Genomic DNA, 22,667 nt, shown 5'->3' with positions numbered 1-22,667 from the left:
AGGCAGCGCACACTGACTACCAGATGCACTACGGACCCGGCGAACGCTTGTCGGCGGGCCGTTCGACCCCATGAGAGGAACGGTACGGATGTCGATCGACGTACTCCAGAACTACATCAATGGCGAGTTCGTCGCCTCGTCGACGACGGAGACCCTCGACTTGATCAATCCGGTGGACGAGAGCGTCGTCGGCCGTGCGCCGGTGTCCACCAAGGCCGATGTGGACGCTGCCGTCGAGGCGGCGGAGCGAGCCTTCGTGTCTTGGGGCAAGACCACGCCGAGCGTGCGCCAGACGGCACTGCTGAAGCTGGCCGACGCGATCGAGGCGCACAGCGACGAACTCGTCGAGGCGGAGTGCCGCAACACAGGGCAGCCCAAACAGGTCATTGCCGACGAGGAGATCAAGGTCGGGGCAGACCAGCTCCGGTTCTTCGCCGGGGCGGCCCGCATGCTCGAGGGCAAGGCCGCCGGGGAGTACATGGAGGGATTCACGTCCTATGTGCGCCGCGAACCGGTCGGTGTCGTCGGACAGGTGACCCCGTGGAACTACCCGTTCATGATGGCGCTGTGGAAGATCGGCCCCGCCCTGGCCGCCGGCAACACCATCGTCCTCAAGCCCAGCGACACCACCCCGAACAGCACCCTCGTCCTCGCCCGGTTGACCAAAGGCATCCTGCCGGATGGCGTGTTCAACGTGGTGCTGGGCAACGGGGAGACCGGTGCGACGCTCGTGGAACACCCCGCGCTCGGGCTCGTGTCGATCACCGGGTCGGTGCGCGCCGGCATCGCGGTGGCCGTTTCCGCCGCTCGGCAGCTCAAGCGCGCGCACCTCGAATTGGGCGGCAAGGCGCCTGCCATCGTGTTCGGTGACGTCGACATCGAGAAGACCGCCGACGGAATCGCCGAAGCGGCGTTCTTCAACGCCGGCCAGGACTGCACCGCGGCCACCCGCGTCCTCGTCCACGAGTCGATCCACGACCAGCTCGTCGATGCGCTGGTCCGTAAGGCCGAGACGTTGAAGCCGGGGCTCCCGGACGACCCGGACACGTTCTACGGTCCACTCAACAACGTCAACCACTTCAACACCGTCAGCGCGAAGATTGCGGATCTGCCCGCCTCCGCCAAGATCGCCACCGGCGGCAGACGTTCCGGCGAGCAGGGCTTCTTCTTCGAGCCCACCGTGATCACCGGAGTCGACCAGCGCGACGACATCGTGCAGGAAGAGACATTCGGACCCATCCTCACCGTGCAGAGCTTCTCGGACGAGAAGGAGGCCGTGACCCTCGCCAACGACGTCCGGTACGGTCTGGCGTCGAGCGTGTGGACGCACGATCACGGTGTCACGCAACGGCTTTCGGCGGCACTCGATTTCGGCGCCGTGTGGATCAATTGCCACATCCCGCTCGTCGCCGAAATGCCGCACGGCGGATTCAAGTATTCCGGCTACGGCAAAGACCTTTCCGGCTACGGCGTCGAGGACTACACCCGCATCAAGCACGTCATGAGCTCACACGACTGACCTCGACTCCCGTTTTCCCATCTACCGTCACGACCCTGAGGACTGCACCCTGATGAACGACATCCAGTACCGGCTGCCGCAGAAGCGAGCACTGGTCACCGAGCTTCCCGGCCCGAAGTCGGCGGCCCTCACCGCTCGCCGCCGCGCCACCGTGGCCGCGGGCGTCGGCTCGAGCGTGCCCGTGTACGCCGCGGACGCGGACGGTGGCGTCATCGTGGACGTCGACGGCAACTCGCTCGTCGACCTCGGCTCCGGCATCGCCGTCACCAGCGTGGGAGCATCGGATCCCGCTGTGGCCGAGGCAGTTCGGGAGCAGGTCGGACATTTCACCCACACCTGCTTCATGGTCACCCCGTATGAGGGTTACGTGCGGGTCGCGGAGGAACTCGCCGACCTCACCCCCGGCGATCACGAGAAGCGGACCGTCCTGTTCAACTCGGGCGCCGAAGCGGTGGAGAACGCGATCAAGGTCGCCCGCCTCGCCACCGGACGCGACGCCGTCGTCGCATTCGACCACGCCTACCACGGCCGCACCAACCTGACGATGGCCCTGACCGCCAAGTCGATGCCCTACAAGGCCCACTTCGGCCCCTTCGCTCCCGAGGTCTACCGCCTCCCGATGTCGTACCCGTACCGCGATCAGGACGGGCTGACCGGCGAGCAGGCCGCCCAGCGGGCCATCACCCAGATGGAGAAGCAGATCGGCGCCGATTCACTCGCGGCGATCATCATCGAGCCGATCCAGGGCGAGGGCGGATTCATCGTTCCGGCAGAGGGATTCCTCCCCACTCTGGTCGCCTGGGCGCGCGCCAACGGCGTCGTCTTCATCGCCGACGAGGTGCAAACCGGCTTCTCCCGCACCGGCGCCTGGTTCGCGTGCGAGCACGAGGACGTGGTCCCGGACATCATCACCATGGCCAAAGGCATGGCCGGCGGCATGCCCCTCTCCGCGATCACGGGACGGGCCGAACTTCTCGACAAGGTCCACCCCGGCGGACTCGGCGGCACCTACGGCGGCAACCCCGTCGCCTGTGCCGCCGCGCTCGCCGCCCTCGACACCATGCGGGCATTCGACCTGCCGGGCCGGGCTCGGCACATCGCCGACCTCGTCCTGCCTCGGTTGCACGCCCTCGCCGCCGACGTCGGTGTGATCGGTGACGTGCGCGGTCGCGGCGCCATGCTCGCCATGGAATTCGTCAAGCCCGGAACCACCGAACCGGACGCGGAGTTGACCAAGGCCATCGCCGCTCAGGCTCTCGAGCAGGGCGTCATCCTGCTGACGTGCGGTACCTACGGCAACGTGATCCGCCTGCTTCCCCCGTTGGTGATCGGCGACGACCTGCTCGAGGACGCGTTGACGGTCATCGAGGAGATAGTTCGTTCCAACGTCTGACCCGTGCGCCTTTCTGGTTGCCACCGCTACCAGAAAGGCGCACGGGCGCGAAGCGCCCGCACCCCGACCAGAAGGACTCCCATGACTGATTTCGAACGGCTCCGCACCACCCTGCCCACCGGCCTCTGGATCGACGGCGCCCAGACCGACCCGATCGACGGCGGCACATTCCCGGTTTACGACCCCGCCACCGGCGCCCACCTCGCCGACGTCGCCGACGCCGGCGGCAAGGACGCACTCCGCGCCCTGGACTCCGCCGCCGCCGTCCAGGACGAGTGGGCCGCCACCGCACCTCGGCAGCGGTCTATCATCCTGCGTTCGGCGTGGGAGAAGGTGATCGAACGCACCGACGACCTCGCCCTGCTGATGACGATGGAAATGGGCAAGGCACTGCCGGAGAGCCGCGGCGAGGTGAACTACGGCGCCGAGTTCCTGCGCTGGTTCAGCGAGGAAGCCGTCCGCATCCAGGGCCGCTACACCACCTCCCCCTCCGGCACCGGACGGATCATGGTCACCAAGGTCCCCGTCGGCCCCACCCTGGCCGTCACCCCCTGGAACTTCCCCCTCGCCATGGGCACCCGCAAGATCGGTCCCGCCCTCGCCGCCGGCTGCACCATCATCGTCAAACCCGCCGAGGACACCCCGCTGACCATGCTGCTGCTCGCCGAGATCTTCGCCGACGCCGGCCTGCCCGCCGGTGTGCTCTCGGTGCTCCCCACCCTCGACGCCGCCGCCGTCACCGCACCCCTCCTCGCCGACCCGCGACTGCGGAAGGTGACGTTCACCGGCTCCACCCGCGTCGGCAAGATCCTCATCGAGCAGTCCGCCCAGCAGGTGCTGCGCACCTCGATGGAGCTCGGTGGTAACGCCCCGTTCGTCGTGTTCGACGACGCCGACATCGATGCCGCAGTCGACGGAGCGATGGCCGCGAAGATGCGCAACGGCGGCGAGGCCTGCACCGCCGCGAACCGCCTGATCGTCGCCAACTCGGTGCGCGAGGAATTCACCACCAAGCTCACCGAGCGGATCGCCGCACTCACCGTCGGGCCGGGCAGCGAAGACGGCACCGACGTCGGTCCCCTCGTCAACGACAAGCAACGTCGCAACGTGGCGTCCCTCGTCGACGACGCCGTCGCCGCGGGGGCCCGGGTCCGCACCGGCGGTAAGTCCGTCGACGGGCCCGGCTACTTCTTCGAGCCGACCGTCCTCGACGAGGTACCCGCCGGCGCCCGCATCATCCGGGAGGAAATCTTCGGACCCGTCGCCGCCATCACCGGTTTCGACACCGAGGCCGAAGCTGTCGCCGCCGCGAACGACACCGAATACGGACTCGCCGCGTACATCTACACGCGAGACGTCGATCGCGCGTTCCGCGTCGCCGACAAGCTCGAGAGCGGCATGGTCGGCGTCAACCGCGGCGTGATTTCCGACGTCGCAGCACCCTTCGGCGGCGTCAAACAATCCGGGCTCGGCAGCGAAGGCGGCACCGAGGGCATCGAGGAATACCTCGAGACCAAATACATCGGCTTCGCGTAAACTCCCCGCCCCGAGCCAGATCGGAACCCTCGATGAAGCGATTGGTCGTTGGATATCTCGCCACCCCCAGCGGGGAGGACGGTCTGGCCCTCGGGGCGCAGCTCGCCCGCAGTCTCGGTGCCCAGCTCGACATCTGCATGGTGCTCCCGCCGGACCGGACGGTCCCGGCGCGAGTCCCGGCCGAGACCGGCTACGACGACATCCTCGCCTCCCGTGCCCAGCGCTGGCTGGACGAGGCGAAGTCGTCGGTGCCGAGCGACATCGACGTGGACGTCCACCTCAGCTTCCACGAGTCATTCGCGCAGGGTCTCCTCGACGAGGTGACCCGGCTCGGCGCACAGGCCATCGTCGTCGGTGCCGCCGGCGACGGACTCCTGGGGCGGCACTCCGTCGGTTCGGTGTCGACGGAGTTGCTGCACTCGGCACACGTTCCGCTGGCCCTGGCTCCGCGCGGTGCCCGGCATTCCACGGCCAAGAAGATCCGGGAGATCACCTGCGCACTCGGTACCCGCGCCGGCGCCGACGTGCTGCTGCGAACCGCGGTGAGAACCAGTGAACTCATGCAGGCACCCCTACGCCTGGTGTCGCTGGTGGCGCTGGACCCGCGGAACGACCTCCGCGACCACCGCGACAAACCCGAGGACATCCGCGAACGCGCCGTCGCCCACGCACAGAGCACTCTCGACACGGCACGTTCCGCTCTGCCCGAGGAGTTTCCGATCTCCGTGCTGATAGCCGACGGCTCCACCGTGGAATCGGCGGTCCGCACACTCGACTGGCAGGACGGCGACCTCGTCATGGTCGGCTCCAGCCGCCTCGCCCAACCTCATCGACTGTTCCTGGGGTCCACCGCCGCCAAGATGCTCCGTGTCCTGCCGGTACCCATGGTCGTCGTACCGAAGCAGGAGTTCTCGCACAGTGAGTAGACCTTCCACCACACCCGCCCCGGATCCACGCTTGTTCCCCACCGGAGGTTCGACCATGACGAACGACGAAGTCGCACAGGGGCCCACCGCGGGCGGGGTGAGCGCCAAGGGCCTGGCCACCGGCACGGTGGGGACATTGTCCGGTGCGATTCTCGGTATCTCCTCCGTCGCACCGGGTTACACCCTCACCGCGAGCATCGGACTGATCGTCGCCGCGGTGGGATTGAAGATGCCCGCCATCTTCATCGCCGGATTCATTCCCATGTTCCTCACCGCCTACGCGTACCGGGAGCTGAACTCCGAATCACCGGACTGCGGTGCGTCTTTCACCTGGTCGACCAAGGCGTTCGGTCCGTACGTCGGATGGATGTGCGGCTGGGGAATGGTGATCGCCACCATCATCGTGCTATCGAATCTGGCGGCGATCGCCGTCCAGTTCTTCTACCTTTTCATCGCCCGACTGTTCGACAGTCCGGGCATCGCCGATCTGCCCGGCAATAAAGTGGTCAATGTCGGCACCACACTCGTCTTCATCGGCGTCGCCACGTGGATCGCGAGTCGCGGTATCACCACCAGTGAGCGCCTGCAGGTCGCACTCGTCGGCTTCCAGATGGTGCTCCTCATCGCCTTCGCCGTGGTCGCCCTCGTCCACGTCGGGGCAGGCGAGGCGCCCGCGAACCTGTCGTTCGATCTCAGCTGGTTCGATCCCTTCTCCGGACTTGCCATCGGCGCCTTCGTCATCGGTGTCACGGGTTCGATCTTCGCTTTCTGGGGATGGGACACCTGCCTGACCCTCGGCGAGGAATCGAAGAACCCCAAGAAGACTCCCGGTCGCGCGGGACTGCTGTGCGTCGCGACGATCCTGCTGACCTACCTGCTGGTGTCGGTTGCGGCGATGATGTATGCGGGAGTCGGCGAAGAGGGCCTCGGCCTCGGTAACCCGGACAACTCGGAGAACGTGTTCGGCGCCCTCGCAGATCCCGTTCTCGGCAACTGGGGTGGCATGCTGCTGTTCCTCGCCGTGTTCGTCTCCTCGATCGCGAGCCTGCAGACCACCTTCCTCCCGGCAGCGCGCACGATGCTCGCCATGGGCGCGTACGGTGCGTTTCCGAAGAAGCTCGCCGAGGTGTCTCCCCGGTTTCTGGTGCCGTCCTACGCCACCGTCGTCGCCGGTGTGGTGACGGCCGTGTTCTACACGGTGGTCACCTTCCTGTCCGAGAGCGCCCTGCTCGACACCATTGCCGCGCTGGGAATCATGATTTGCTGGTATTACGGCATCACCGCGTTCGCCTGCGTGTGGTACTTCCGGGGACGGCTGTTCACCAGTGTCCGCAACGCTGTCTTCCGCTTCGTGTTCCCGCTGCTCGGCGGACTCATGCTGCTCGCGGTCTTCGTCATCTCGGTCGACGAGAGCATGAACCCTGAGAACGGGAGTGGCGCACAGATCGGCGGTATCGGACTCGTGTTCTACCTCGGGTTCGGCATTCTTCTGCTCGGTGCCGTCCTGATGGTGATCATGCGTTTCCGCAACCCTGCGTTCTTCCAGGGCCGAACCCTCACCCGCGAGACATCGGCGCTGCGGGACGAGAGCGATCTCGCGTCGGAGCCTGCGCCACCAAGCCTGCGATAAGGGTGCGCAGTCCGAACTCGAATGCTGCATCGGCCCGTCCGGGGTTCGGTCCGGACGTGGCCAACGCTGCCCGCATCGGCTCGTTCGCCTCCGGGGCGGTCGCCCAGACCACCTCGGGGGCAGCGAGGTCGAGCGCGGAGCCCAGAACGAAGCTGTCGACCGTCGTGATGGCGTGGAGAACCTCCGCCGGTGAGAATCCGCCGTCCGAAAAGGCTTGCGCCAGCGCGTTGTACATTCCGAACGCCACACCGGATTGCACCGTGTGCGCGGTGAACAATGGAATCAGCCGAGGATGCTCGGCGTAGTTGCGCCGATACTCGCGCGCCAGGGAGGCCACCGTCTCACTCCACTTGCCGTCGGGGTCCGCCACCACGATGCCCGCCATCACGCTGGCGCGCATCAATTCGATGATCTCCGCCCTCCCCGACACGTGGTTGTACAGCGAGGAGGGCCGCACCTTCAGCCGCTCGGCGAGGCCCGGCATCGTGAAGTCACCGGTGAGGTCCACCAGGCGAATGGCCGCTTCCGTGATGATCTCCGGTGACAGCAGCCGCTGTGATGGCCGTGGCATGAGTACGCCCCTCTGGTCGATGTTTCGCTGCCGATGGCGGGGTCGAGCTAGAAAAAGTCGAATTCGACACGTCCCACCCCTTGATCGTCGAGCACTCACCCACCATACTTAACGAATCCAATTCGTTTTAGGCAGTCGCCGAACCGGACATCCGAGGACCACAATGTTGACGATCACCGCACCGACCCCTCCCGCGCCCCTTTCCAGGACGCCGATCACGGGAGCGCGGACGACCGAACGCCCCCTGCTCCGCGTCGGGCTGGTGCAGCACCGGTGGCACGAGGACGAGCAGGACCTCCGCGCCGAACTCGACGAAGGAATCGCCGCGGCGGCTCGACTCGGAGCTCAGGTCGTCTTCCTGCCCGAGCTGACGCTGAGCCGCTATCCCGCATTCGTGGAAGGCGGTGACAACCCCGGCCGCCAGGCGGAAGTCCTCCTCACCGGCCCGACATTCACCTTCGCGGCCAAGGCGGCGGCCGAACACGGTATCCCCGTCCATGCCTCGCTCTACGAGCGCGACGACCGCGAGAGCGGCGACCAGTACGACGACGGCCTCGGGTTCAACACGGCCATCCTCGTGTCCCCGTCCGGCCGACTGCTGGCACGCACCCGCAAACTGCACATTCCGGTGACCGCCGGCTACTACGAGGACACCTACTTCCGCGGCGGACCGGCCACCGATCCATACCCGGTGCACACTGCCCTCGACGGTGTGAAACTCGGCATGCCGACCTGCTGGGACGAGTGGTTCCCCGAGGTTGCTCGCGCGTATTCGCTCGGTGGCGCCGAAGTTCTGGTGTACCCCACCGCCATCGGCTCCGAACCCGACTTCCCCCAGTTCGACACCCAGCCGCTGTGGCAACAGGTGATCGTCGGAAACGGGATCGCGAACGGCACATTCATGGTGGTGCCCAACCGCCACGGCAACGAAGGCCTCATCACCTTCTACGGGTCGTCGTTCATCTCCGATCCCTACGGCCGCATTCTCGTTCAGGCACCGCGTGACGAATCCGCCGTCCTGGTCGCCGATCTCGACCTTCAGCAGCGAGAAGACTGGCTCGCACTGTTCCCGTTTCTCACGACGAGGCGACCCGACACCTACGGCGCCCTCACCGAACCCGTCGATCACGCCTCCCCCTTCGGGAAAGCCTGATGAGCTGGCGCATGCCCGCGGAGGGCGAACCTCACGAGCGCACCTGGATGGCCTTTCCCAGCGAGGGATACTCGCTCGGGGACACTCCCGCAGCCCACCACGAGGCCCGCAGCACCTGGGCCGCGGTGGCACACGCGATCGCCCGGTTCGAACCCGTCACCGTCGTGGTCGACCCGGACGAGATGGCCGTCGCGAGGGAATACCTCTCCCCTCACATCGACGTCGTCGAGGCCCCGCTGAACGACGCCTGGATGCGCGACATCGGTCCCACCTTCGTGGTGTCCGAGGACGGCAGGCTCGGAGGCGTCGACTGGGTGTTCAACGGGTGGGGCGGCCAGGACTGGGCACGGTGGGACCGCGATTCCACGATCGGCAAGATGGTGGTCGAGCGGTCCGGCGCCGAACTCGTCGAGTCGACGCTCGTCAACGAGGGCGGCGGAATTCAAGTGGACGGCCTCGGCACCGTGTTGGTCACCGAGACCGTGCAACTCGATCCCGGCCGCAATCCGGGACTCTCCAAGGCCGATGTCGAGGCCGAACTCGCGCGCACCCTCGGCGCCACGAACGTCATCTGGTTGCCCCGCGGACTCACCCGCGACTCCGACACGTTCGGCACGCGCGGACACGTCGACATCGTGGCCGCCATCCCGTCTCCGGGCGTCATCCTGGTGCACGATCAGCGCGACCCGGAACACCCCGACTTCGAGGTCAGCAGGACCGTCATCGACCTGCTGAAGCAGACCACGGACGCCCGCGGCCAATCCTGGCAGATCATTCCGGTGCCGGCGCCGACGGTGCTCCGCGACAACGAGGGATTCGTCGACTACAGCTACATCAACCATCTCGTCGTCAACGGTGGAGTGATCGCCTGCAGTTTCGACGATCCCGCCGACGAGGAGGCCGTCGCGCTCCTGTCGTCCGCCTACCCCGGACGTGACGTGGTGACCGTCGATGCACGACCCCTCTTCGCCCGCGGCGGCGGAATCCACTGCATCACGCAGCACCAGCCCGTGGTGCGCTGACGCACCCGTGAGTACTTGTTAACCGCGGGGGGGCTGTTGCGAAATTGAGGGTCGGGGTGCCCGCGTGTCTACATGCTGTGACCTGCGGTTTCCTGGATAATGTGTTGGTGGCCAAGGGATATCGACCGGTAGATCGTGATCAGCAGTTCCTGTTGCCGCCGGACATGCGGGAGTGGTTACCGGCCACCCATCCGGTGTGGACGGTGATCGAGATCGTCGGCACCCATCTCGATACCCGGGCGTTCCATCACGACCGCCGCACCGGCGGTGCGGGGCGGGCCGGCTACGACCCGGACATGCTGGTGACCTTGCTGATCTGGGCGTGGTCGCGGGGAGTGCGCTCGTCCCGGCAGATCGAGCGGGCCTGCTCGGAGGTGGTGTCCTACCGGGTGATCTGCGCCGGAGACGCCCCCGATCACGCGACGATCTCGCGGTTCCGCAAGGACAACCACACCGCCTGCGAGGAGTTGTTCACGCAGGTCCTGATCCTGGCCGCGCGGATGGGACTGGGCCGACTCGAAACGATCGCGTTGGACGGGGTGAAGATCGCCTCGAACGCCTCGAAGGACGCCAACCGCACCGAGGACGGGCTCCGCCGAGCGGCCGAGGCGGAGGCCGCGCGGATCGCCGCGGCGGCGGCGGCCGCGCACGCGGCGTGCGACGACGCCGAGGACGACCTCTACGGCAACGACGGTCCGGGACCGGGGCAGGTGCCGGCGGAGTTGGCCGATCCGGCGACCCGCTCAGCGCGGATCGCGGAGGCGTTGGCCCAGCTCGAGACGGAAAAGCAGGACCAGGATGCCGACCGGGACCGTAAGGCCCACGATTATCTGAGCAGGCTCGATGCGGGTCAGACGGTGATGGGGCGGGTGCCGGTGGGGGCCGAGGTCGCCGCCGCCGAGCGGCGGCTGGCGCAGGCGGTCGCCGCGCAGCAGGGTGTGCTCGACCGGTTCCGGGATGCTCCCGCCGCCGGTCGGGGCCGGTTCGTGCCGAAACCGGTCGACGAGCATCATCTGGTGCGGCGGCGGCGCACCGAACTCGAAACCGCCCTGTGTAAACACCGCGAGCGCATCGCCGCCGCCGGGCAGCGGCGCCGCAACATCACCGACCCGGACTCGCGGTTGCAGCCGCTGCGCGGCGGCGGGTGGCTACAGGGATACAACTGTCAGGCGTTCACCAGCGAGGACGGGGTGATCCTGGCCACCGGGGTCGGGACCAGCCCCGCGGACTATGACTACTTCCCTGACCTGGTCGACAAGGTCGGCAAGGCCGCGCAACTGATCGACGCCACCCGTCGCGGCCGAACACTTCCCACCGACCCGCCCCCTACCGGCCCGGACCCCGCCGACCCGACACCGGAGGAGTTGATCGGGGTGATGCTCTTCGACGCCGGGTACTGCTCGCGGAGCAACCTGACCTCGCCCGGCCCGGACCGGTTGATCGCGACCGGCAAGAGCCGGGACCTCGAGGCCGCCGCGGCCGACGATCCGATTGCTGGATCCGCACCACCGCACCCGCACCCGGATCCAATCCGGGCGATGGCCGATCGGCTACGCACCGAGGACGGCATCGCCACCTACCGCAAACACAACCTCGGCTTCCGCCGGTTCACCAGCCGCGGCCTCGACCGGGCCCGCAGCGAATGGGCGTTCCACGCCGCCGTCCACAATCTCGGCAAGATCCTCACCCACCTCACCGGCGGAACCACCCTCCCGGCCACCACCTGACCGAGAGCCGCAAAGGTGCGGGATCCCCCACCGCGGCACCCCCTCACCCGCCAGCGCGGTCACACATTTCGCAACAGCCCCCGGGCGGTTAACAAGTACTCACGGGTGGCGGAGCCGCCAGGTTAGGCGAGCTCGAACCGGTCGAGGTTCATCACCTTGTCCCACGCGGACACGAAGTCCCGCACGAACTTCTGCTTTGCGTCATCGGAGGCATACACCTCCGCGAGAGCACGCAGCTCGGAGTTCGAGCCGAACACGAGGTCGACGCGGGTTCCGGTCCACTTCACCTCCCCGGTGACGCGGTCGCGGCCCTCGTAGATCTCCGAGTCCGTGGACCTCGGCGCCCATGTCGTGCCGAGGTCGATCAGGTTCGCGAAGAAATCGTTGGTCAGCGTCCCCGGCTTCGACGTGAAGACGCCCGCTTCCGACCTGGTGTTGTAGTTCGCGCCGAGCACCCGCAGGCCCCCGACGAGAACCGTCATCTCGGGAGGGGTCAACGTCAGCAGGTTGGCCTTGTCGACCAACAGGAATTCCGCCGGCAGACGGTTGCCCTCGCCGAGGTAGTTGCGGAAACCATCCGCAGTCGGCTCGAGCGCAGCGAACGACTCCACATCGGTCTGTTCCTGTGTGGCATCGGTGCGACCGCCAGTGAACGGCACCTCGACATCGTGTCCGGCATCCTTCGCAGCCCGTTCGACGGCAGCAACGCCACCGAGCACGACGAGGTCGGCAAACGAGACCCGCTTGTTTCCGGTCTGGGCGGTATTAAAGGACTCCTGAATTCCCTCGAGGGTCTTCACCACCTGGGCGAGCTCGGCCGGGTTGTTGACCTCCCAGCTCGCCTGCGGCTCGAGACGGATACGGCCGCCGTTGGCGCCGCCGCGCTTGTCGCTGCCCCGGAACGAGGAGGCCGACGCCCACGCGGTCGAGACCAACTCGGCAACAGTCAGTCCCGACTCGAGGATCTGACTCTTCAGCGACGCGATGTCGTCGGCATCGACGAGCTCGTGAGTGACCGCGGGGATGGGGTCCTGCCACAGCAGGGTCTCGTCCGGCACGAGCGGGCCAAGGTAACGGACGATCGGGCCCATATCACGGTGCGTCAGCTTGTACCACGCCTTGGCGAAGTCGTCGGCGAGCTGACCCGGGTTCTCCAGCCAGTTGCGGGTGATCTTCTCGTAAGCCGGGTCGATTCGCAGCGCCAGGTCCGTCGTCAGCATCACCGGCACATGAGTCTTCGACGCATCGTGCGCATCGGGCACGGTGCCCGCACCGGCGCCGTCCTTCGGGATCCACTGCCACGCACCGGCGGGACTCGTGGACAGCTCCCACTCGTACCCGTACAGGGTTTCGAGGAAACTGTTGTCCCACGTCCGCGGGGTCGGCGTCCAGGCACCCTCGAGACCACTGGTGATGGTGTCGCCACCCTTACCCGTGCCGAAGGCGCTCTTCCAGCCCAGACCCTGTTCCTCGAGCGGAGCAGCCTCGGGCTCGGGCCCGACCAGATCGGCCGGTCCGGCGCCGTGGGTCTTGCCGAAGGTGTGTCCGCCGACGATCAGTGCAGCGGTTTCGACATCGTTCATCGCCATCCGCGCGAACGTCTCGCGGATGTCCCGTGATGCTGCGACGGGATCCGGGTTGCCGTTCGGGCCTTCGGGATTGACGTAGATCAGACCCATCTGGACCGCACCGAGCGGCTTTTCGAGGTTCCGGTCACCGGTGTAACGCTCGTCGCCGAGCCAGGTGAGTTCCGGGCCCCAGTAGACGTCTTCCTCGGGCTCCCACTGATCCACCCGGCCCGCGCCGAAGCCGAAAGTCTCGAAGCCCATCGACTCGAGTGCGCAGTTGCCGGCGAAGACGATCAGGTCGGCCCACGAGATGGTCTTGCCGTACTTCTTCTTCACCGGCCACAGCAGGTGCCGTGCCTTGTCGAGGTTGGCGTTGTCGGGCCAGCTGTTCAGCGGCGCGAAGCGCTGCATCCCGGCGCCGGCACCACCGCGGCCGTCGGTAACGCGGTAGGTCCCCGCGGCGTGCCACGCCATCCGGACGAACAGCGGACCGTAGTGGCCGTAGTCGGCGGGCCACCAGTCCTGCGAGGTCGTCATAACCTCCTCGATGTCCCGTTTCAGGGCCTCGAAGTCCAGGTTCTCGAGTTCCCGGGTGTAGTCGAAGTCCTCGTCCATGGGATTCCGCACGGCGGGGTTCTTCTGCAGGATCTTCAGGTTGAGCTGGTTCGGCCACCAGTCACGGTTACCGCCGCCCCGAGTCGGATGCTCGAGCCGACCGTGCGCGACGGGGCAGCCGCCGCTCTCCGCAGGTTCCGTTTGGGCCTCGGCGATGGGCGGGTGCTCTTCTGCGAGAGTCCGGGTGGTGTCAGACACGGCTTTCCTTCCAAAAGGGGATAATTCGGGCTGTTGATGAATGAGCGCTACGAGGTGAGCGATGTCGAGCAGTTGGCGCACAGGCCCCAGAAGATGACCTCCGCCTCGTCGACATGGAATCCGTTGTCGTGGACAGCGGGCAGGCACGGTGACTCACCGACAGCGCAATCGACGTCCGCGATGGCTGCGCAGGACCGGCAGACCACGTGATGGTGGTTGTCACCGACCCGCGTCTCGTAGCGAGCGACCAAACCCGCCGGCTGGATCTTGCGCACTAAACCGGCAGCAGTCGCCGTGTGCAAAATGCCGTACACCGCCTGCTGAGACACACCGGGAAGCACTGCACGCACTTCTCCGAGGATCGTCTCCGTATCGGCGTGTGGATTTTTTTGCACTGCCTCCAGCACTGCCACTCGAGGACGCGTCACACGCAGCTCGGCCGCACGCAATTGCTCTGCGTACACTATGACCTACCAATCTGGAACGAGTCAAGACTTTGCGAAAATATCTGGCAATTCATGCAACTCGGATGCCAGGCAGGACAACGACGTGGTGCCGCATCCGTTCTGATCACGAAGAACCCTCAGCTGCATCGGATTTGGCATAGTGCCGCGTGACGGACCAGCAACGGCGGGCTGCGGTACCCGAAGGTGCAGTATCGCAGCCGAGTGCCCGCTCCACGGATCTCTCGATCCGTGGAGCGGTCAGCGTTGCGAGGCAATCAGTGAGCGATCTTTTCCTTCAGCCAGTCATGGAACTCGCCGATGTGGTGCTCGCTGGGCACGAGCACACCACCGTCGCGGTAGCGGCGCGAGGCCATCGCGGGCTGGCACCGCTCGCACGCGTCGAAGTCCTGCTGGTTGACCCGATGGAACAGTTCCACGGAGCGGTCGAGGTCCTTTCCGCTCGCGATCACGTCGGGCAGGTACAGCCAGTCGCATTCGACGATGGTGTGGTCGGCCGCCAGTGGGAACATTCGGTGGACGATGACGTGATCGGGGACGAGATTGACGAACACCGTCGGTCGCACGGTGATCGCGTAGTAGCGCCGGTCCTGCTCCGGGGCGATACCGGGGATGACGTCGTGACCGGCTGAGCCGTCGACGGTGAACCCTTCGACATCCTCACCGAACTCGGCACCGTGCCCGACGTAGTACTGCGCCGCATAGCCGTCGGCAAATTCCGGCAGAACCTCGGTCAGTTCCGGGTGGATCGTCGCGCAGTGGTAGCACTCCATGAAGTTCTCGATGATGAGCTTCCAATTGGCCTTCACGTCGTAGACGATGCGACGGCCGAGATCCAAGTCAGCGATCTTGTATCGATCGATCGATTCCACGTCGCCGAGTCGGTCTCGAATGTCCTGAATGACTGTCCGATCGAACGACTCGGGCTCGTCGGCGAGATTGAGCCAGACGTAGCCGAGCCATTCCTGCACTGCCACCTTCTTCAGTCCGTACTCGACACGGTCGATGTCGGGCATCTTGGTCAGGTTGGGCGCCGCGACAAGCTTGCCTTCGAGGTCGTACGTCCATGCGTGGTACGGGCACTGGAAAGACCTCTTGACCTCTCCGCTCTCTTCCATGCACAGTCGGGCGCCGCGGTGGGCGCAGATGTTGAGGAAGGCACGGATCTCGCCGGTCCTGGATCGTGTCACGATGACGCTTTCACGACCGACCTGAACGGTCTTGAAAGCCCCGGGCTTGTCGAGATCACCCGACCGTACAGCGCAGAACCACATCTGCTCGAAGACCTTCTCTTGTTCGAGCGTGAAGATGTCGCTGTCGGTGTAATAGGTTCCCGGGAGCGTGGAGATGAGACTCTCGGGCAGGTGCGTGGTTGTCACTGTGGGGTCTCCCTTAGTGGTTGATCTCGTGGATCTGCGGGCTGGAAGAAGGTCTACAAGAAGGTTCAGAGCGGTGCCGGCAGCGCGCAGAGTTGGCGGCGCCAGCGGGTGAACAGGCGGACCTGGTCGACGCCGAGGACTGCAACGGGTTGCCCGTCTCGGCGGTAGACGGCGAGGAAGCTTCCTGCTTCCAAGCTTCCCTCTTCGATGGTGAATTCGGTGTCGGGCCCGGCGATTCCAGCGAATTGGATACGCGAACCGTACTGATCGGACCAGAAGTACGGTGGCTTGACCTGCTGACCCTGATACTCACCCGAGAGGAGGGACGACACTGCGATCGCCGGGCGTTCCGAGGCGCCGGTCCAGTGCTCGACGCGGCGGTGGGCGCCGGATGTGTCCATCCAGGCTGCACAGTCGCCGACTGCAACAACGCCTGGGATCGAGGTGGTGCCGCCGCGGTCGCACAGCACGCCGTTACCGAGTTCGATGCCGCTCCCTGCGAGCCATTCGGTGTTCGGGATCCCGCCGATGCCCACGACGACGACGTCGGCGGGCAGGTGACGGCCGTCGACAAGATCGACGCCGGTCACACGGTGTGCACCGGTCAACCCCGCGACGCCGACTCCGCAGTGCAACCTGGTGCCGTTGTCGCCGTGGAGACGGGCGACGGCGGATCCCAGTTGCGGACCGAGTGCGCCGATGAGCGGTGAAGGGGCAGCCTCGACGACTGTGACGTCCAGTCCCAGCTTGCGCGCTGTGGAGGCGACCTCGGCGCCGATGAAGCCGGCGCCGATGACTACCAGTGTGGCGCCGGGGACGAGTTCTGCGCGCAGCCGGTCTGCGTCGTCGATTGTGCGTAGGACATGGACGCCGGCTAGATGCTCGGTGTCCGGCCACGCCCTCGCACGTGAACCGGTGGCGAGGACGAAGCCGTCGGCGGCCAGCTGTGAACCGTCACTGAGCGTGACGCTGCGGGTGCCGGCATCGAGGTTTGTTGCAGACAGTCCGAGCATCCAATTCGCCTGAAGGTCTTCCCCTTCCGGTTCCAACGTGAGGCAGGTTTCGTCGATGTCTCCGGCCAGATACTCCTTCGACAGCGGCGGCCGGTCGTAAGGCCGGTTGCGCTCCGCTCCGACAATGTTCAGCTCACCTTCGAAACCCTGTGCGCGCAGGGCACGCGCGGCACTGAGACCGGAGAGGGATGCCCCGATGACGGCGATACTTTTCATGCGTTCCCCTCCGCGTTGAGGCGGCTACGAATATCGGGCGGCAGGTTCGGCGCTTCGGTGCTGACCTCCACGTAGATCACCTCGTCCTTGATCAGGACCTCATGAGTTCGCACGGGTAGCTTCGCGGGTGGCGCATCGACCGCCCCGCTTCGAAGGTTGAACTTCGACGCATGCAGTGGGCACTCGACCTCGCATCCCTCGAGCCAGCCGTCTGCCAACGAGGCGTCCTGGTGCGAGCAAGTGTCGTCTATTGCGAACACCTCACCATCGTCGGTGTGAAACACGGCGATCGGGGGGGAGGTGTCGACGCGGCGTGCGTCACCGCGAGGTAAGGAGGCTAGCGGACAGACCTCGAGCATAAGATGCCTCTCTGTAGCGCGATGCGAAACAAGTCCTGCGTTACGCAACAGTGTGACAATGGTCATAGCGCAGTGTCAAGAGGAGCTGCGCGTCCCGCCGAACTGATGGATGCTCGCAACTCCTCAGCAACCGCAAGGGAACAAGGACACGGGAATTTTCACTGAACTCCTAGTCACACCATGAATAGCGGGGACTCCACGTTGTCGGCCGCCCGCAACGTCGGCACGCCTTTGCGTCCGCCGGGAGGCGATCCGCGACCGATGCAAGCTGGGCGACTCATGAGTCCCCACGAACTGCCCCGCAGGGGCGTTGACCCGCCGGTTCAGCCGGTCTAAGCTATTCTGCGTCTGATATATCAATTGTCGTCAGGGTAATCCATCTGTTATTGCGACGACCCCTCCCGGTCCGACGACGTATCTCTTGGTCTTCGCGCCCCTCGAGAGCGACCACCGCACCCCACGCGACTTCAGTCGCCAATCGGGTCAGGCGTTTCGTGTACGACCGACAACTCGCCGCACTGGTCCATTTCACCTATTCGTCACCCAGAAAGGCATATTCCGTGGCAACTGCGACACTGCTCGACGGCAAGGCCGTCAGCGCGCAGATCAAGGACAACCTGGCCGACCGGATCGCAGTGCTGCAATTGCAGGGAATCCGGCCTGGCTTGGGAACCATTCTCGTCGGCGACGACCCCGGCAGCCATGCCTACGTCGCCGCGAAGCACCGCGACTGCCGAAGCATCGGATTGAATTCCCTCGAGGTTCGCCTGCCGGCGACCGCTGCACAGGAAGATATCGAGGCGGCCGTCCTGCGGCTGAACGCGGACAATTCGTGCACCGGCTTCATCGTTCAACTGCCGTTGCCGAAGCACATCGACACCCACCGGATCCTTGCGTTGATCGATCCCCCAAAGGATGCGGACGGGTTGCACCCGACGAATCTCGGGCGTCTGGTGCTCGGGATGCCGGGACCGTTGCCGTGCACCCCCCGCGGCATCATCGAATTACTTCGTCATCATGATGTCCCGATCACCGGCGCTCGGTTCTGCGTCATCGGGTGTGGTGTAACTGTTGGTAGGCCACTCGGGCTGATGCTGACCCGCCGCAGCGAACATGCCACGGTGACCCTGTGCCATGAAGCGACGGTCGACACGGCTACTCACACGCGCGATGCCGACGTCGTGATTGCTGCGGCGGGAGTTGCCAACCTGGTGCAACCGGACTGGATCCGCGCAGGTGCCACTGTGTTGTCGGTGGGTATCACCCGCACGGTGGAGGGAATTCTGGGCGATGTGCATCCCTCGGTCGACCGCGTCGCAGGAAAGCTCAGCGGGGCAACAGGCGGTGTCGGTCCGATGACGCGGGCGATGCTGCTCACGAACGTCGTCGAGATGGCAGAGGGCATCGGACCGGGCTGACGCGTGGTGGCTCTCCGCTCCGAGGCAGTGTCAGATCGAGCGAGTTCAGGCGCTGGGCGTGACGGATTGCCGGAAGCCCATCCGTTCGCTGATCTCGGCGGCCGCCGCGATGACATCCGGCACCACGAGGCGCATCCGGGCCTCGGTGAAGCGGTACACAGGCCCGGAGACGCTCAGCGCGGCCGCGATTCTGCCGTCGTAGCCCCGGACCGGCGCCGCGATGGCATTCAGCCCTTTCTCGTACTCTTCGACGACTACGGCGTAGCCGAGACTCCTGGCCGCGTCCAGTTCCTCGTCGAGCGCCTCGACCGACGTGATGGTGTCCTCGGTAAACCGCTCGAGCACCGTTGCGCCCAGGACTTCATGCCGTTGGTGCACGTCCAAGTGGGCAAGGAGTATTTTTCCGCTTGCCGTCGCGTGCACCGGTGTCGGCTCGCCGATCCAATTCTGTGTGCCCACGGAGGCGGGCCCTCGTACCTGGTCGAGGTGGATGGCATAGCGGGAACGTAGAACGGCGACGTTCACGGTTTCGCCCAGTTTCGCGGCGAGTCGCTCGCATACGGCGTGGCCCTGCTCCGTTATCTCGAGCCGTTCGGGAACAGACGCGGCGAGGCGCAGGATGCCTAAGCTCAGGCGGTATTTTCCCCGGTCGTAGGTTTGCACAACCATTTCGTGCTCTTCCAGCGAAGCCAGCAGACGGGACACCGTGGACTTGTGCACCCCGATTTCCGCGGCGATCGCACTGACCCCGACCTCACCATTGCGGGCGAGAACCTCCAGCACTTGAAATGCCCGGTCTACCGACTGGACACCGCCGTCAGTAGCCCGCGCTCCGTTGCTGTTGGTCATGAAGCAACTATACGAAAGTTCTCTTGGTGCTGACGGACGCCCTGGTGTCGGGCATAGACCCCTCGTGGGTTCACCGATCAGTGTGGTGACCCACCCCGATCAGCGTGTCGACCGAGTCGACATTCTGGCCGACGCTCTCCACGGATGCCCGCCGCCTCCTGGGCCGATCCGGACACCTGTCGTACCAACTTGCTAAGTACTAATATATCAATCGGCGTCGACACAAGCGAGGCTCGGCATGTCCATGGCCTACGCATAGCTCGTTCGCGGTCCTACGAACCAGCGAACGAGACCGTGCCAACGACCTTCAGGGAGCGGAGTACGTGAGGAATCGACCTCGCCCATGCTCTGGCCAGCAGGTGTCAACTTCTCGCAGAGAGCGTGAATTCGCAAATTAGTGATTTATGTCATTTTGGTCGCCGGACTTGACATAGATCACAGTTGGCCGCAGTGTTGTTCCCCATAGAAAACGTCGTTGCGCTATAAGCAACACAATTCGGGACCGGGACGCCTCGCACCGGGCAGTCCGGACTCCGTTCACAAACCTACTCAGCGATGTGCTGCAGGGAGACCGATGTGACAACAAATGGCAACTCACTCGATGCGGATACGGAAGCGACCCCCCACCAATCACGCCGCTGCGAGGTAGTCGACCCCCGCCCCGTCGACGGGGCCACCACCCCCCGCGCGGACGACTTGGCCCCCGATCCTCGCGCCGTCGACGGGGCCACCGATCCTCGCGCCGTCGACGAGGCGGAGGGCGTCGCACCCGAGAAGAAGACCGACCGCGTGGTGTTCGGGATTACAACCGCCATCGTGGGGGCGATCCTGGGGTGGGGACTGCTATGGCCGGCGACCTTGACGAACACGATGTCGTCGATTCTGGACTGGGTGGTGACTAACCTTGGCTGGCTATTCGTCGTCTCCGCCACAGGATTCGTCTTGTTCGCGCTGTGGCTGGCGCTGAGCCGGTACGGGCGAATCACCCTCGGCAAGGATGGGGAGAAGCCAGAGTTCAAGACCGTCAGCTGGGTTGCGATGATGTTCAGCGCCGGCATGGGAATCGGTCTGATTTTTTGGGGCGTGACGGAACCGCTGACTCATTTCGTCCAGCCGCCACCTGGAATCACCGATTCCACGGTGGGAACCGCGATGGCGACCGCGCTGTTCCATTGGGGACTACACCCGTGGTCGATGTATGCAGTGGTTGGTCTGTCGATCGCCTACGGCACCTACCGGATGGGGCGCAAGCAGCTCATCAGCTCGTCCTTCATTCCGCTGATCGGCCGCCGCGCCGAGGGGCCGATCGGCAAGGTCATCGACATCTTGGCCATCTTCGCCACAATGTTCGGCACTGCCGCTTCACTTGGCCTCGGAGCACTCCAAATCGGCTCCGGCGTAGAGGTTCTCGGGTGGATTGGCGAGGCCGGGACTCTCCTTGTCATCGCGATCGTGGCTATACTCACCCTTGCCTTCGTGGCCTCGGCCGTTTCCGGAATTTCTCGCGGTATTCAGTGGCTTTCGAACATCAACATGGTGCTTGCACTTCTTCTAGCCGTCTTCGTATTCGTCGCCGGCCCCACCGTGTTCATCTTGAATCTGTTGCCCACCACGTTGGGCGACTACGCCTCCCAGATTGCCAGCATGTCGGCGCGCTCGGCTGCATCCGGCGATGCGGCGACCGAAACGTGGCTCTCCTCCTGGACCATCTTCTATTGGGCATGGTGGATCTCGTGGACCCCGTTCGTCGGTATGTTCCTGGCTCGGATAAGCCGAGGCCGGACCATTCGCCAGTTCGTAGTCGGAGTAATCCTGATCCCGAGTTCCGTGAGCCTTGTATGGTTCGCAGTGTTCGGTGGGGCTGCTATCGGCGAACAGCGTGACGGTACCGACCTGTTCTCTCGTGGCACTCCGGAATCGCAACTGTTCGGCATGCTGGACAACCTGCCACTTGCTGGCGCATCGTCACTTCTCGTGATGGCGCTAGTCGCAATCTTCTTCGTCTCGGGCGCGGACGCTGCTTCGGTAGTCATGGGAACACTGTCCCAACGTGGAACGCTGGAACCGACCCGCTCGACCGTCGCGTTCTGGGGTGTTGCCACTGGAGGCGTTGCCATGCTGATGTTGTGGACCGGCGGATCGGACGCACTGAACGGCCTGCAGACGATGACGATCATCGTCGCCGCTCCGTTCGCAGTGGTGATGATCGGCATGTGTGTGTCGCTGTATCGCGACATCACCCGAGATCCACTGATCACAGACCTTCGGAAGCCGCGGCGGGTGGGCACCCCGCACAGATAGGCCAGCACAACGTCAGAGGCCCGCCCTGAATCCACCGGATAAAGGCCGGGCCTTGACGATTGGCTCGGCGCTCGAATTCATACCTCGCATCCAGGTCGCCTGAGCGCCACGCCATCGACGTCGGAGGGATGCTTACCCATCGCTTCTGCCGCGCACTACATCGGAGCCGAATGTCCTTGCACAACGTCACCACAGTCGCCGCACCCCCGCAGGAAACGGATTGGCGCCTACAGGCACGGTGCCGGTCGGAAGGCATGGAGGTGTTCTTCTCGCCCTGCGGGGAAAGTAAGCCACGGCGCGCCCAACGAGAACGAGCGGCAAAGGCCATCTGCGCCGCATGCCCGGTCATTGATTGGTGTCGCGATTATGCACTCACCACGAGGGAACCGTATGGGGTGTGGGGCGGGATGTCGGAATCCGATCGCCGTAAGAGCGCCGAGATCGGCACGGAAATCAGGGTTCGAAGCCTGCATTTTCTGCAATGCGATCGGCAGGAGCAACCGCCGAAATCGACAGCTCCGCTCATTCGATCGCTTCACTCGACTTCCATGATGACCTCCACTTCTACCGGTGCATCAGTCGGTAGCGCAGCCTCCCCGACCGCGGAACGCGCATGAATCCCGGCGGGCCTCCGCGCCGGCCGGGGTTCATGCGCCCAAGCCGCAAGTCTGGCGATACCACCCAAAGGCAGGGGTTGACCGCCCCTGTGACACACACTACTGTGATTGATATATCAGTTGTCGACTTGCCCCGCGGCTGCTGGTCATCCGTTCTCACTGAGCACATCGACTGTCGGCCCACAGCGACAGC

Annotated in this window: 18 protein-coding genes; 11 read left to right on the top strand and 7 right to left on the bottom strand. The window is 65.3% G+C overall.

The features are described 5' to 3' along the window. Positions 1 to 88 precede the first annotated feature (88 nt). The 5 genes from GFS60_RS23330 to GFS60_RS23310 all read left to right on the top strand — a co-directional run bounded on the left by GFS60_RS23330 (position 89) and on the right by GFS60_RS23310 (position 7,004). Positions 89 to 1,519 carry a gamma-aminobutyraldehyde dehydrogenase gene (locus tag GFS60_RS23330; protein ID WP_159924965.1) on the top strand — a complete coding sequence of 477 codons (1,431 nt, stop codon included), beginning with the start codon at positions 89 to 91 and terminating at the stop codon, positions 1,517 to 1,519. A gap of 52 nt (positions 1,520 to 1,571) precedes the next feature. Beyond that, positions 1,572 to 2,912, top strand: a complete 1,341-nt coding sequence (gabT, locus tag GFS60_RS23325; protein ID WP_159924963.1) for a 4-aminobutyrate--2-oxoglutarate transaminase — start codon at positions 1,572 to 1,574, stop codon at positions 2,910 to 2,912. Positions 2,913 to 2,993: 81 nt separating this feature from the next. Continuing rightward, the gene (locus tag GFS60_RS23320; RefSeq protein ID WP_159924961.1) at positions 2,994 to 4,448 is read left to right on the top strand and encodes an NAD-dependent succinate-semialdehyde dehydrogenase; all 1,455 of its coding nucleotides are present in this window, start codon (positions 2,994 to 2,996) and stop codon (positions 4,446 to 4,448) included. Positions 4,449 to 4,480: 32 nt separating this feature from the next. Further along, positions 4,481 to 5,374, top strand: coding sequence for a universal stress protein (locus tag GFS60_RS23315; protein ID WP_159924960.1), 894 nt, complete (start codon positions 4,481 to 4,483; stop codon positions 5,372 to 5,374). 55 nt (positions 5,375 to 5,429) lie between these two features. Next, positions 5,430 to 7,004 carry an APC family permease gene (locus tag GFS60_RS23310; RefSeq protein WP_159924959.1) on the top strand — a complete coding sequence of 525 codons (1,575 nt, stop codon included), beginning with the start codon at positions 5,430 to 5,432 and terminating at the stop codon, positions 7,002 to 7,004. On the opposite strand, the gene GFS60_RS23305 is transcribed toward GFS60_RS23310, so the two are convergent. Next, a complete protein-coding gene (locus tag GFS60_RS23305; RefSeq protein ID WP_159924958.1) occupies positions 6,931 to 7,575 on the bottom strand; it encodes a TetR/AcrR family transcriptional regulator in 645 nt (214 codons plus the stop codon). The genes GFS60_RS23310 and GFS60_RS23305 overlap by 74 nt on opposite strands. A gap of 163 nt (positions 7,576 to 7,738) precedes the next feature. Between GFS60_RS23305 and GFS60_RS23300 the strand changes: the two genes are divergently transcribed. The 3 genes from GFS60_RS23300 (at position 7,739) to GFS60_RS23290 (ending at position 11,477) form a co-directional block, all read left to right on the top strand. After that, entirely contained in the window at positions 7,739 to 8,728 is a 990-nt protein-coding gene (locus GFS60_RS23300) for a nitrilase-related carbon-nitrogen hydrolase (protein WP_159924957.1), read from the top strand. Beyond that, on the top strand, positions 8,728 to 9,750 hold the full coding sequence (locus GFS60_RS23295; RefSeq protein ID WP_159924956.1) for an agmatine deiminase family protein: 1,023 nt from the start codon (positions 8,728 to 8,730) through the stop codon (positions 9,748 to 9,750). The genes GFS60_RS23300 and GFS60_RS23295 overlap by 1 nt, the downstream gene beginning before the upstream one ends. Positions 9,751 to 9,851: 101 nt before the next feature. Beyond that, positions 9,852 to 11,477: a transposase gene (locus GFS60_RS23290; RefSeq protein WP_201453430.1), complete on the top strand. Its 1,626-nt coding sequence runs from the start codon at positions 9,852 to 9,854 to the stop codon at positions 11,475 to 11,477. Between the two features lie 122 nt (positions 11,478 to 11,599). On the opposite strand, the gene katG is transcribed toward GFS60_RS23290, so the two are convergent. From katG to GFS60_RS23265, 5 genes are all read right to left on the bottom strand, one after another. Continuing rightward, positions 11,600 to 13,858 (bottom strand): catalase/peroxidase HPI, encoded by a 2,259-nt coding sequence (gene katG / locus GFS60_RS23285; protein WP_159924955.1) that lies wholly within the window; start codon positions 13,856 to 13,858, stop codon positions 11,600 to 11,602. A 47-nt stretch (positions 13,859 to 13,905) separates the two neighbouring features. Then, complete coding sequence (locus tag GFS60_RS23280; RefSeq protein ID WP_159927481.1) at positions 13,906 to 14,325, bottom strand: Fur family transcriptional regulator; 420 nt, start codon at positions 14,323 to 14,325, stop codon at positions 13,906 to 13,908. A 254-nt stretch (positions 14,326 to 14,579) separates the two neighbouring features. Then, entirely contained in the window at positions 14,580 to 15,701 is a 1,122-nt protein-coding gene (locus tag GFS60_RS23275; protein WP_159924954.1) for an aromatic ring-hydroxylating oxygenase subunit alpha, read from the bottom strand. A 65-nt stretch (positions 15,702 to 15,766) separates the two neighbouring features. Beyond that, positions 15,767 to 16,930 carry an NAD(P)/FAD-dependent oxidoreductase gene (locus tag GFS60_RS23270; protein WP_159924953.1) on the bottom strand — a complete coding sequence of 388 codons (1,164 nt, stop codon included), beginning with the start codon at positions 16,928 to 16,930 and terminating at the stop codon, positions 15,767 to 15,769. After that, the gene (locus GFS60_RS23265) at positions 16,927 to 17,289 is read right to left on the bottom strand and encodes a bifunctional 3-phenylpropionate/cinnamic acid dioxygenase ferredoxin subunit (RefSeq protein ID WP_109332655.1); all 363 of its coding nucleotides are present in this window, start codon (positions 17,287 to 17,289) and stop codon (positions 16,927 to 16,929) included. The genes GFS60_RS23270 and GFS60_RS23265 overlap by 4 nt, the downstream gene beginning before the upstream one ends. Before the next feature lie 560 nt (positions 17,290 to 17,849). On the opposite strand from GFS60_RS23265, the gene GFS60_RS23260 reads away from it, so the two are divergent. After that, positions 17,850 to 18,707, top strand: coding sequence for a bifunctional methylenetetrahydrofolate dehydrogenase/methenyltetrahydrofolate cyclohydrolase (locus GFS60_RS23260; protein WP_159924952.1), 858 nt, complete (start codon positions 17,850 to 17,852; stop codon positions 18,705 to 18,707). A 45-nt stretch (positions 18,708 to 18,752) separates the two neighbouring features. Here GFS60_RS23260 and GFS60_RS23255 read toward each other — a convergent pair whose 3' ends face one another. Then, entirely contained in the window at positions 18,753 to 19,556 is an 804-nt protein-coding gene (locus GFS60_RS23255; RefSeq protein ID WP_159924950.1) for an IclR family transcriptional regulator, read from the bottom strand. 792 nt (positions 19,557 to 20,348) lie between these two features. Between GFS60_RS23255 and GFS60_RS23250 the strand changes: the two genes are divergently transcribed. Together GFS60_RS23250 and GFS60_RS40390 are read left to right on the top strand one after the other, a co-directional pair. Continuing rightward, positions 20,349 to 21,857, top strand: coding sequence for a BCCT family transporter (locus GFS60_RS23250; RefSeq protein WP_159927480.1), 1,509 nt, complete (start codon positions 20,349 to 20,351; stop codon positions 21,855 to 21,857). Between the two features lie 128 nt (positions 21,858 to 21,985). Beyond that, positions 21,986 to 22,474 carry a WhiB family transcriptional regulator gene (locus GFS60_RS40390; protein ID WP_397516960.1) on the top strand — a complete coding sequence of 163 codons (489 nt, stop codon included), beginning with the start codon at positions 21,986 to 21,988 and terminating at the stop codon, positions 22,472 to 22,474. The last annotated feature ends 193 nt before the right edge of the window (positions 22,475 to 22,667 follow it).

Origin of the sequence: Rhodococcus sp. WAY2, from assembly GCF_009859915.1 — a bacterium.
Lineage (GTDB): Bacteria > Actinomycetota > Actinomycetes > Mycobacteriales > Mycobacteriaceae > Rhodococcus_F > Rhodococcus_F oxybenzonivorans.
Note: the sequence above shows the minus strand (reverse complement) of the source record. Positions and strands in the feature narration are given on the sequence as shown.